Source organism: Thermoflexus sp., from assembly GCF_025055495.1.
In the GTDB taxonomy this organism is placed as follows: domain Bacteria; phylum Chloroflexota; class Anaerolineae; order Thermoflexales; family Thermoflexaceae; genus Thermoflexus.
In genome coordinates this window covers 1-11,199 of sequence record NZ_JANWXB010000034.1, presented here as the reverse complement: position 1 = coordinate 11,199, position 11,199 = coordinate 1, and the positions used below count along the sequence as shown (strand labels likewise).

Annotated in this window: 12 protein-coding genes and 1 pseudogene; 2 read left to right on the top strand and 11 right to left on the bottom strand. The window is 61.0% G+C overall.

Annotated elements, in window-relative coordinates:
• From NZM16_RS01245 to NZM16_RS01195, 11 genes are all read right to left on the bottom strand, one after another.
• A partial coding sequence (locus NZM16_RS01245) for a DUF362 domain-containing protein (RefSeq protein ID WP_295477920.1) occupies positions 1 to 1,024 on the bottom strand: 1,024 nt, incomplete at its 3' end.
• 154 nt (positions 1,025 to 1,178) lie between these two features.
• Positions 1,179 to 1,991, bottom strand: coding sequence for an enoyl-CoA hydratase/isomerase family protein (locus NZM16_RS01240; RefSeq protein WP_295450066.1), 813 nt, complete (start codon positions 1,989 to 1,991; stop codon positions 1,179 to 1,181).
• A gap of 51 nt (positions 1,992 to 2,042) precedes the next feature.
• Positions 2,043 to 2,375, bottom strand: a complete 333-nt coding sequence (locus NZM16_RS01235; protein WP_295450068.1) for a cupin domain-containing protein — start codon at positions 2,373 to 2,375, stop codon at positions 2,043 to 2,045.
• A gap of 54 nt (positions 2,376 to 2,429) precedes the next feature.
• A complete protein-coding gene (tal, locus tag NZM16_RS01230; protein ID WP_295450072.1) occupies positions 2,430 to 3,560 on the bottom strand; it encodes a transaldolase in 1,131 nt (376 codons plus the stop codon).
• A gap of 14 nt (positions 3,561 to 3,574) precedes the next feature.
• Complete coding sequence (locus NZM16_RS01225; protein WP_295450074.1) at positions 3,575 to 4,102, bottom strand: DUF6036 family nucleotidyltransferase; 528 nt, start codon at positions 4,100 to 4,102, stop codon at positions 3,575 to 3,577.
• A 45-nt stretch (positions 4,103 to 4,147) separates the two neighbouring features.
• Complete coding sequence (locus tag NZM16_RS01220; RefSeq protein ID WP_295450076.1) at positions 4,148 to 4,540, bottom strand: hypothetical protein; 393 nt, start codon at positions 4,538 to 4,540, stop codon at positions 4,148 to 4,150.
• A gap of 209 nt (positions 4,541 to 4,749) precedes the next feature.
• Positions 4,750 to 5,388, bottom strand: a complete 639-nt coding sequence (locus NZM16_RS01215; RefSeq protein ID WP_295450078.1) for a superoxide dismutase — start codon at positions 5,386 to 5,388, stop codon at positions 4,750 to 4,752.
• A gap of 236 nt (positions 5,389 to 5,624) precedes the next feature.
• Positions 5,625 to 5,873, bottom strand: coding sequence for a MoaD/ThiS family protein (locus NZM16_RS01210; RefSeq protein ID WP_295450081.1), 249 nt, complete (start codon positions 5,871 to 5,873; stop codon positions 5,625 to 5,627).
• Positions 5,874 to 6,341: 468 nt separating this feature from the next.
• Positions 6,342 to 6,602 carry a MoaD/ThiS family protein gene (locus NZM16_RS01205; RefSeq protein WP_295450083.1) on the bottom strand — a complete coding sequence of 87 codons (261 nt, stop codon included), beginning with the start codon at positions 6,600 to 6,602 and terminating at the stop codon, positions 6,342 to 6,344.
• A 128-nt stretch (positions 6,603 to 6,730) separates the two neighbouring features.
• Positions 6,731 to 7,027 (bottom strand): MoaD/ThiS family protein, encoded by a 297-nt coding sequence (locus NZM16_RS01200; protein WP_295450086.1) that lies wholly within the window; start codon positions 7,025 to 7,027, stop codon positions 6,731 to 6,733.
• 204 nt (positions 7,028 to 7,231) lie between these two features.
• Positions 7,232 to 9,016, bottom strand: a complete 1,785-nt coding sequence (locus NZM16_RS01195; RefSeq protein ID WP_295450088.1) for an aldehyde ferredoxin oxidoreductase family protein — start codon at positions 9,014 to 9,016, stop codon at positions 7,232 to 7,234.
• A gap of 403 nt (positions 9,017 to 9,419) precedes the next feature.
• On the opposite strand from NZM16_RS01195, the gene NZM16_RS01190 reads away from it, so the two are divergent.
• Both NZM16_RS01190 and NZM16_RS01185 read left to right on the top strand, forming a co-directional pair.
• Positions 9,420 to 10,766 (top strand): glutamine synthetase family protein, encoded by a 1,347-nt coding sequence (locus tag NZM16_RS01190; protein WP_295477917.1) that lies wholly within the window; start codon positions 9,420 to 9,422, stop codon positions 10,764 to 10,766.
• Between the two features lie 47 nt (positions 10,767 to 10,813).
• Positions 10,814 to 11,199 (top strand): annotated as a pseudogene (locus NZM16_RS01185) (amidohydrolase); the annotation flags it as partial.

Genomic DNA, 11,199 nt, shown 5'->3' with positions numbered 1-11,199 from the left:
CCGTATCGGTGCGCGGGCGTGGCAGCTCCCCAATCGGTCCGATCACAATGGCGGCCTCCCGCGCCTTCGCCAGGGAGATCCCCCCCCGTTCCAGCACCCACAGGGTCTCCATCAACGCTCCGGGGATATTCCACAGGGGCTCGGCTTCCGAGCGGTAAACCCGCACCTGAGGCGGCCATGCATACCGCTCAGGCAAAGGATCCGCGTGAACGATCTTCTCTCCCAGATGGCGCAGGTCTTCCAGGGAGAGATCGCCCAGGATCTGCAGATCCTCCATGGAGGGCGAAGCCAGTCCCCGCTGGATCGCCAGCCGAATCCATGGGACTTCCATCGGGTCAAGGCCATAAAGCACCGCGGCGATCCGATCGACGGCGAGGATATTCGTGCCGATGATCAGCAAGGAAAATGGGATCGGCTCGCCTGCCAGCTCGCCTCCTCGATGAAGGACCTGGGTGGCATCCAGGACGATCAGATCTGGAGGTCGAACTGTTAAGGCATCGATCAGCGCTTCTGGAAGACGCGGGTAGGCTTGCAGATGACTGGAAGGAGATAACAGGAACAGATGATGTCGTGCAGCGCCAGCAAACCCCAGGAAACCGCTTCCAGTCAATCGGGGCAGCGCGATCAACCCATCCGCTTCGCGAACGCCCTGGGGCACCAGGGCTTCCTCTCCGGATCGCTGGGCAGGCCTTTCGTCCAGGGGCCACAGAGGGACCCGGTGGCGCCGGGCCCATGCCCAATACCCAGCCTGCTTCAAGGCATAACGGGAAGGAAATCCCGGCAGGCTGCTGGCGCCGATAACGAGGACGTTGTCAGAAAACAGAACCCGGACAGCTTCCAGAAGCGCAAGGGGGGTGAAGGCGTGCGGAGCAAAGCGAGGATGGGCCCACGGACAGGCCGGCTGGATGAGGATCCTGCGACGGGCGGGGACCGGGATCCCCAGCGCCTGTATGCCTCGATGGATCGCGTGCTTCACATCTTCAGGTGATGAAGCAGGCACGTAGGCGACGAAGATCCGCTCCATGGAAGCACCGCCGGGGTTACGTTAGACCCTCCCCGGGTATCCATCCCGGAAGGGGATGAAAACACCCGGGCCACAGGTCCAATCATCTGGATTATACCAGATTAATCCGAAAGATGGAAGCCCATGGCTGGATTCTATGTTCAAGGGGTTATCCTTAAAGAGGCGCCTCTCCTGAAAACCGGGGCGAGCGCTTCTCCCGGAGCGCTTGAAGGCCTTCCCGGGCATCCGGCAGGAGGAAGCCCAAGAATTCCAGGGCTGTGGAGACATCGAAAATCGGCCCGGCCATCCGGAGCCAGTTGTTCAGGGCGTATTTCGTCCAACGGATGGCGGAGGCGCTTCCTCGGGCCAGGCGCCGGGCGATCTCCAGAGCGACCTCATAGGCTTTCCCATCTTCCACACATAGCGAAACCATGCCCAGCCGTTCGGCTTCTTCGCCGGATAGCGGCTCGTTGAGGAGCAGGTAATACTTTGTCTTCGCCATCCCGATCAGAAGCGGCCAGAACAATACCGCATGATCCCCGGCCGCCACCCCCAGCCGGACATGGCCATCCACCAAGCGAGCGCTTCGGGCGGCCACGGAAATGTCCGCCAGCAGGGCCACGGCCAGCCCCGCTCCCACCGCTGGCCCCTCGATGGCCGAGACGATGGGCTTCCCACAGTGGATCATGTTGTAGACCAGATCCCGTGCCTCCTTCCAGACCCGCATGCAGGCTTCGGGATCGGACATGATCTCCTCGATCAGCGTGAAATCTCCTCCAGCGGAGAACGCCTGGCCGGATCCCCGGATCAGGACCACGCGGATGGAAGGATCCGCATCGATGTCCCGCCAGACGTAAGTCAGCTCCCGATGAGCGACGGCATCGAGGGCATTAAGGGCTTCCGGCCGGTGAAGCACTACCTCCAGGATGCCGGGTTCGGGCTCCTGGAACAACAGGCGCTGGTAGGTGGAAGTCCAGAGGGGAGCCATTGTCAGGATCTCTCCTATCGGCAGACCCGGGGACCTTCAAGGCGTTAGGCATCAGCCCGATAAGCGCGCCAGGAAATCCTCCCGCGGGGGCTGGAAAACATCGAACGCCAGCGTCTCCTCCAGGAACGTGACCTCATGCTCGACTCCAGAGGGGATATGCACGATCTCGCCAGGGCCCAGATCCCTTTCCTCGCCCGCCACCCGCAGATGGAGGCGGCCCTGGAGGACCATGGTGATCTGCTCATGAGGATGGGAGTGAGGGGGAACTGTGGCCCCCGCCGGCGCTTCCACCCGGACCACCATGACTCGCTCGCCGGTGAAAGGCCGCAGGGTGAGGGCACCTGCCAGGAACCCAGGCAATGTTTCGGTCTGTGCCCACTTCATCGCGTGCCTCCCGGAAAGATCTTCAGGGATGTGGAGGGTGCACCTAAATTAAAACTAAACCTCTTGGGGGCGGACGGCGGTCAGAATCGCTGCCCGCTTGCGCTCCAGCGCCTCCAGCAAGGTCTCGTAAGAGCGGCTGAAAGCATCCACCCCTTCCGCCTGCAGACGCTCCAGGATCTCCTCCAGATCGATCCCCAGCCGGGCCAATGCAGCGAGATCCGCTCCGGCTTCCTCCCATCCCTCCAGCGCGGTGTCCCCGATCACCCGTCCATGATCCTCGAAGGCCTGCAGCGTGGCCCTCGGCATCGTGTTCACCGTGTTCGGACCGATCAGCTCCTCCACGTATTTCACATCGGAATAAGCCGGGTTCTTGGTGCTGGTGCTGGCCCACAGGACCCGCTGGGCGCGCGCGCCTCGGGCCTGGAGATCTGGGAAGGCGTCCGGCATGAAGCGCGCGCGGAACATCCGGTAAACCTGTTTAGCCACCGCGACGGCGATCTTCCCCCGCAGCGCATAGGCCTCGGGGGTCCCCATGGTCTCCAGCAGGCGATCCACCGCCGTGTCGATGCGGCTGACGAAGAAGGAGGCCACCGAGGCCACCGTCCGCAGGTCCTTCCCAGCCTCCGCCCGCCGTCCCAAGCCTCGCCAATAGGCTTGCGCCGCCGCCTCGTAGTGGGCGGGCGAGAAGATCAGAGTGACGTTGACGTTCACCCCTTCGGCGATCAGCGCCTCGATGGCGGGGATGCCCGCCGGGGTCGCCGGCACCTTGATCATCAAATTCGGGCGATCCACTGCGCGCCATAGCCGCCGGGCCTCGGCGATCGTCCCCTCGGTATCGTGAGCCAGATGGGGGGAGACCTCCAGGCTGACGAAGCCATCCGCGCCCTCCGTGGCCTCATAAACCGGACGCAGAAGATCAGCGGCCATCTGGATGTCCTCCACCGCCAGCGCTTCATAGAGGGCGGGGGTCTCCAGCTCCGGATCCCGCAATAAGCGATCGCGGATCGCCTCATCATAAGCCGGGCTGGTGGTGATGGCGCGCTCGAAGATCGTGGGGTTGCTCGTCACGCCGGTGACGCCACGTTCGATCCATCGGGCCAGCTCCCCGTTCGTCAGCCATTCCCGACGGATCTCGTCCAGCCAGACGGATTGCCCGCGCCCATGGAGTTCACGCAGGGAGGCCATAGAAGTTCCTCCTTTCAGGAAGGTTCCGCCTCTGCAGGTCCAAGGAGTTCCTCGATGAGAAAACGGGCCCGGGGAGGGATACGGGCTTCGGGATAGACTTCCATCAGTGTCTGGAGGGCCTCCTCCGGCCGGCGGATGTCCAACAGGCTTAGCAAGAAACGGATGTCCTCTTCATCTTCTCGTCGAGCAGCCAAAAGCTTCATGGCCAGAGGATAGCGGGGTGAGGCCGCCATCACCCGAAGACCAGGCTCATCAAAGACGGGGATCGGATGCGGATCCGGTTTCCCCATCCCGATAAAGCCCTTCACCGCATCGTTCAGCCAGTTTTCGGGGAGGCCCAGTTCCTCTGCGATTTCTCGCGCCGCCTGATAAATCTCCATCTTCGGTTCGAAGATCGCGTCAATGTCACGGGTAGCGCGACGGGCATTGTAGGCCACTGCCATTGCAGCGCCCCCAACCAGGTAGAGATCCCCCTGGATCCCACGCTCGTGAAGGCGGGAGGCCAGACGTCTTAATGTGCGGAGGATTTCATCTCGGCCCATCACATTTCGAGCTCCGTTTTTCCTTATGAAATGAATGACAAAGGATTAGCAGCGCTCGAACTCGGTATGATCGATGAAAATCCCTCGGCGCCGGAAGGAAGCGGGGCTTTCCACCAGCGCCATGGCGTGGAGGCTGCGGAAGGAGGTTGGAAACCACCATCGATCCAGGAAGCGGTTCGACTCCTCCACCCAGACCGGCACCGGCAATCCGTGTCGGAGCGCCAGATACTCGGCCAGAGCAGCCAGATAGGCGTCGAACCGTGGGTCCCCCGCTGGATCGGGCCGATCTGCGATCATCGCCTCTCGGGTGTGAGGATCGGCTGCCCGGAACTCGTCCAGGAACTCTCGAATCGGCAGCCAGGCTTCCCTTTCCCCTCGTTCTGGATCCTCCAGCGCCTCACGGATCTGCCGGGCGACTTCCTGAAGGGTCAGCGGCATGGAATACGCCTCTTCGATCCAGAGAAAGAGAATCTGGATTTATTTTAGCGCAAACAAGGCCCCTTCCCTATGACCCCTGGCCCAGCGGAAGGGGGATATAAGCTTCCTTTGGGGGAAGCGAACCGTCTTGCGCTTCATGTAAAAGCAAAAGCGGGCGCGCGATCTGTGGACCGCGCGCCCGCTTCCCGGCACGATACGCTTCCTGACCCTCAGGCCCGGACACCGGTGCGAATGGTTTCCAGGGCCTTCGCATAGTTGGCGGCCACCTGGTCCCAGTTCACCACGTTCCACCAGGCCTGCACGTAATCCGCTCGGCGGTTCTGGTATTTCAGGTAGTAAGCATGCTCCCAGACATCCAAGCCCAGGAGAGGGAGCAAGCCCTCCATAACGGGGTTGTCCTGGTTTGGAGTGGAGTGCACCACCAGCTTCCCAAAGGCTGTCATGCTGAGCCAGGCCCAGCCACTGCCGAAGCGGCCCATTGCCGCCTTGGTGAAAAGATCCTTGAAGTTCGCAAAGCTCCCGAACGTCTTCTCGATGGCCTCGGCCAGCGCTCCGCTCGGCTCCCCGCCCCCACCGGGCTTCATCACAGTCCAGAAGAGGCTGTGGTTGGCGTGACCCCCACCGTTGTTGCGGACGGTTTCCCGAATGTCCTCAGGGACGCTGGGGAGATTCCGCAAGAGAGTTTCCACAGGCACGTCCTGGAGATCGGGATATTTCTCCAGGGCGGCATTGAGGTTGTTCACGTAGCCCTGGTGATGGCGGGTGTGGTGGATCTCCATCGTCTGAGCATCGATGTAAGGCTCCAGGGCATCATAGGGATAAGGAAGGGGGGGAAGTGTGTGCGCCATGATGCACCTCCGGGGTTTAGGATAAACACGTTTATTTTAATTTGGGTACCGGAGGAATACCAGAATATGGAGGAGCGGTCAAAGGCCAAACTGCTGCAGAGGGATCAGGATTGTGCTCCTCTCTTCTTTATCCCTGTGGCCCTTCGGACTACGGAGGAAGAGCGATGTGGGGAAGGCCATCCCCGTTATCGCCTCTTCCCAGAATAGGGCGATGGGCTCCCTCCCCAGTCGAATCGCTATCCGTTGTCTTTTCCTCCCGCAATCGGTGGGAAGATTCCGATCTCGTCGCCTTCCCGAAGGACCCAATCCGGCTCCTGGCGGGTCCCGTTCACGAAGACCACACGGGCCAGTTCGGACGGGATCGGCAGCCGTTCAATTAATTGCCCCACGGTTATCCCCTCGGGGACCTCCATGACCAGAGGGCCTTGGCTTGCATCCGGGATATATTGCCGCAGGATCGCATAAACTTGCACTTTCACCTGCATATCCCTTTGCTCCTTTTCACTTCACATGGAATTTGCATCTCAAGCAGGGCCGTTTCGTTGGCATCCTTAAGGCTTCATTTCAATATGATTTTGGAATTCGATCACTATTGCTCTTAGGAGTTACGTAGCTCCTCACCTCCTGGGGTTTGGCTCCCCCCTCCCCATGGCCCAGAGGCCATGGGGAGGGGCTATGGCTTAAGGCCGTCCCCAAAGCTCCTAAGGAAGCCAACAACACAACGTCCACATGTATTCTTGCTTCCTTACTATTGTTTTGTCCAGTTATGAACTGGAGATTTGGGGAGCTGAAGCTCATTCGGAAGGCAATGACCCTTTCCCTATTGTTTCCCCCTCCTCACGACCGTCTGGGCCGTGAGGAGGAGGAAGCAAATATTTTTCGAGGACAGTACCGGGGGCCGAAGGCCCCCAGCACCGCCCTCGAAAAATCCCCAATCAAAAACGGACAAGGCACTAACAGTATAACAATGCCATGTTTCGCGGGAACACTCCCAGACGATCCCGGTCCTGGATCGGCCGGGATCGAGCGTGATAATCATAGTGTCCATTGATGAAAATGTTGCTCACCTCACGTTCGGGATCGATGCCGATCTCCCGCAGCACATCCGCCACGGTTAACCCAGGCCGATAAGGGATCCACACAATCGCTTCTTCGCGAGGATCGGTTTTGCCGGCATAGCGTCGAAGATCGCCATAAAGATGAACCTCAATCATAGCGCCCACTCCGGATGATGGGTGACGGTTGCCATGTTGTAAGTTTGGAGATTGGCACAGCGGAGCGAACGACAAAACCGCCTGCCCCGCTGCACTGCGAGGTAAAGAAGCTCGGAGCGCAGGCTGAGCTACGCTAAGGATTCACGTTTGGCCCGGGGAGCAAACAGGCGGATATGCGGCATGGTCATGTTGCGAGGGAAAACCCCAATCCGATCGCCATCCCTTAGTTTCCGCCCTAACCCCTCCGGATCATAAAGGCCATTAATGAAGATATGCCGGGCCTCATCCAGAGGAACCCCCAGCTCCTGAAGAGCCTCCGCAACGGTTAGCTCGGAACGAGCATGCACCAAGGCCACCGCGTCCTGGCGGGGATCTTCCTGTCCGATGTAACGACGAAGGTCGCCGTAAAGATGGATCTCAATCATGAAGCATGGGCTCCCGCACATCGCGCGATCTACGCTGCGAGATGAAGCGCTATGAGAGGCTCTCTTCCCACGGCTTTTTGAATTACAGAGAGAAGGGCGGAGCCGCCTGGGATGACCTGGCCCGTTCTAAAACTCATTGGGGGGTGAGGAATCATCGCTCTCCCCACCCCCCAACACATTCAGGCGACGCGGGTATGGCGTGCCTTAGGCAGCAACCTCGCCCACGACCTCCTTCGGCCACTTGCTGAAGTCATACACCGCGTCCAGTTCCTCCGGCGGGACATCGAAGACGGTGTTGTGCGGCGGGAGCGGCTCCTTGGTCATGAAGTCCGGCAGGCGGTCATGGGCATTGGTGAACCCGGCGGCCTCGTTGAACAGCCGCTCCTTGCGGATGATCTCATAGCCCAGCCGGACAGCGTCCTGGGTGGTCCAGTTCACCCCCAGCACGCCGGCGCACGACTCCACCATGCCCTCGAAGCCCTCCGGGATATCCAGCACACAGAAGGCATCGAAGAGGCAGTAGCCCGTGGAGTCGATGAAAGCGGTGGTGGCCTGGAAGGCGCGGGAGAGATCCGCCTTCTGGACCGCGAAGGGATCCGCCTTGCCGCCGACCCCCAGGATCTCCGGGGCGATGGTGTAGCCCGCGGTATGATCCGCACCCATGGTGGAGGTCGCATAGGTCACGCCGATCCCCTTCACCGCCCGCGGCTCATAGGCAGGCATCCCCTGCCCTTTCACCGCCGGGACCCGGGTGACGCCGAAGGCGCGGCCGGTGAAGACACAGCCGTTGCCCAGGATCCGGCCCAGCGGGGTGCCGTGGCGGACCTCTTCGTTGAGCAGACGGATCGCGCCATCGGCATCCCCGAAGGGCAACAACCCAGCCTCCATGGCCACGGCGATGGTGTCGCCCATCTCAATGGTGTCCAGCCCGATGTCGTTGCAGAGCCAGATCAGATCGGCGATCTTATCCAGATCCCCGATCCCGCAGTTGGCGCCCAGCGCCCAGACCGACTCATATTCCATCACGGAGACCTTGAAGGTCCCATCGGGATTCGCCCAGCGATCTGAGCACTGGATGATGCAACCAGGATGGCAGGGATGGCCGGTCATCCCCTCGCCGTTGCGCTTGCGGATGGTCTCGGCCTTCGTCTCGCCGCTGATCTGGGAGGCCAGCTCAAAGCGTCCGGAGGAGAAGTTCCGCGTGGGATAGCCGCCGGCCTCATTCATGATGTTCACCAGGACGTTGGTGCCATAGGTGTTCAAGGCACCGCCCTTCTTCGTGACATCGTGGGTGAGGGAGGCTCGGGTCAGCTTCTTGATGCCTTGCTCGAAGAGCTCGGGGTTCTTGATCTCCACCCCGGGTCCGCCTCGGTCATTGATCACAATGGCCTTGAGGCCCTTGGAGCCCATCACAGCGCCCAAGCCGCCCCGGCCGGCATAGCGTCCGGCAGTGTTCTCCGGATCGTTCACACAAATCCCAGCAGCTGCCATTCGCATCTCCCCGGCCGGCCCAATGCCGATGATGGCTACGCCCTCCCCATGCTCCTTCCAGAGGAGGTCGCAGACCTCATACATCCCCTTCCCTTTGAGATGGTCCGCCGGCAGCAGACGGGCGCCGTCTTTATCGACTTTCAGGACATAGAAGCGGTCCTTGTCCTTGGGCTGGCCTTCCACGATGATCGCTTTGATACCCAGGCGGGCGATCTTCTGGGAGGAGAGACCACCGGCGTTGCTTTCCTTGATGGTGCCGGTCAGCGGGGACTTGCCACCGAAGGAGGTCCGGCCGGAGGTGGGCGCCTTCGTGCCGCTCACAATGCCCGGGGCAATCACCAGCTTGTTGTCCGGCCCGAGAGGGTGGCAGAGCGGGGGCACTTCATCGTAGATGATGCTGGAAGTCAGACCTCGACCGCCGAGCAGGGCATACTTTTCCGGCACGTCCTCAAAGCGGACGGTCAGATCCGTCATGTTCACTCGAAGCAGCTTGGCCATGGGGCACCTCCCAATGCTTCAGGGGAAAGGAGATCCGCTGGGTTCTTCAGCCACCCGCTGCTACGTTAATTGTAATTTTGATGTAATTGCTTGTCAATGACCGGGGGGTTTATTTTGATGTTTTTGTTTATTAAAATAACAATCATCATCATTTAACAAGGTATTAATAAATCTAACATTGGGTTTTTCCGAGGGGATCGGCAGAGCCACGCCTCCATCCTCTTTTGAGCCATAGAAGGGTAGAGCTTATCGGTCGGATCGAAACCGGATATCCGTCAGCGGTAAGCAATGGGCTATGGGGATCACAAGCGGACAGCACTCGCCTCTTGACAAGCCTCTTGGCTCTTCTTACAGTAAGTCAAAGTCCTCATCTTCCGATTCCATCGTTCGGGAGGCAGAGACCATGACGGATTGGAAGAACGAGATCCGGGCGGCGATCCGTAGCCATGGGATTCGCTATGTGCGCTTCCTGTGGTGCGACAACGCGGGCCTTATCCGGGCCAAGGCTGTCCACACCGCCTTCCTGGAGGATTACCTGGAGGGCGCAGGCGTAGGGATCGCCGCTGCCCAGCAGGCCGTCCCGGTGATGGTGGATGCCCTGGCCTCCGGTTCCGGATTAACTCCCGCCGGCGAGGTCCATATGCGGGCGGACTGGTCGACCTTCACCCTGCTCCCCTATGCCCCAGGGCATGCCCGGGTGCTGACGGATATCCACGAGGGGGAGGCCCCGTGGCCTCACTGTCCACGCTCCTTCCTCCGCCGTATGATCGAATGGGCCGGGCAGCATGGATGGCAGATCAGAGCCGCCTTCGAGAATGAATTCTATCTGTTGCGCCGGGAGGGCGATCGGGTAGTCCCAGCGGATTCCACAGTGTTCGCTCAGACGGCTGCCCTGGACGTCTTAGCACCGATGCTGGAGGAGCTGTCCTCCGCTCTGGAAGCTCAGGGGATCGTCCCCGAGATGATCTACGCGGAATCCGGCCCGGGGCAGTTCGAAATGCCCATTCGCTACGCCGAGGCGCTACGGGCAGCGGACAACCAGATCATCTTCCGGGAGACCGTGCGGGCGGTCGCCCGCCGTCATGGCCTCATCGCCTCTTTTGTCCCTAAGATCTTCCCGGATAAAGCCGGCAACGGCGCTCATCTCCATTTCAGCTTATGGCAAGGCGATCAAAACCGGACCGCCGATCCTCGCCGTCCGGAGGCGCTATCCCTAGAGGCCCAGACGTTCATCGCCGGGATCCTTCATCACTTGCCTGCTCTTATGGTCTTCACCACTCCCAGCCCGAACTCCTACAAGCGGATTCGCCCTCGCTTCTGGAGCGGGGCCTTCACCTGCTGGGGTTATGGCAACCGGGAGGCGGCCGTGCGGGTGCCTCAGCCGCCGGCGGGCCGGCCGATCACCCATGTCGAGCTGAAAACAGTGGATCCGTCCTGTAACCCCTATCTGGCCCTCGGGGCGATGATCGCGGCGGGATTGGATGGGCTGGAGCAAGGGCTGGATCCCGGCGAGCCGGTGCAGGTGGATCCAGCGGATCTATCGGAGCAGGAACGGGCGACCCGCGGCATCCGGCCGTTGCCGGCGAGCCTGGGTGAGGCCATCGCGGCTCTGGAGGAGGATGAGGCCCTTCTTCAAGCGCTGGGTCCGGAGCTCGCGCGTTCCTACCTCGCGGTGCGTCGCGCGGAGTGGGAGGCAATGAAGGATCTCCCTCACGAGGAGGAGGTTCAGATCCTGCTGGAACGCTATTAAGTGGAAAATTCGAGCGTTCGAGCATGAAGGCCTGGAGGATAAAGAACGTGGATCTATCGGACATCCCGCTCATCGATCAGCACGCTCATAATTTATTGCGCCCCGAGCACGCGCGGACCTTTGCGTATCCCTCAGCCTTCACGGAAGGCTACGCCGCTGAGGTGGTCACCCATCACGGGCAGGGGACCCTCTTCTTCCGCCGTAGCATGCGGGAGATCGCGGAATTGCTGGGATGCGAGCCGAGGCTGGAGGCGATCCTGGAGGCGCGGGAACGCCTGGGCTTCGAGGAGCTTGCCCGCCGCTGCTTCCAAGCGGCGGGTTTCCAGACCATCCTCCTGGACGATGGCTTCATGCCAGATCAGGTGATGCCGACTGATTGGCACAACCGGCTGGCGCGGACCTATCGATTGCTTCGAGTGGAATTCCTGGCCGA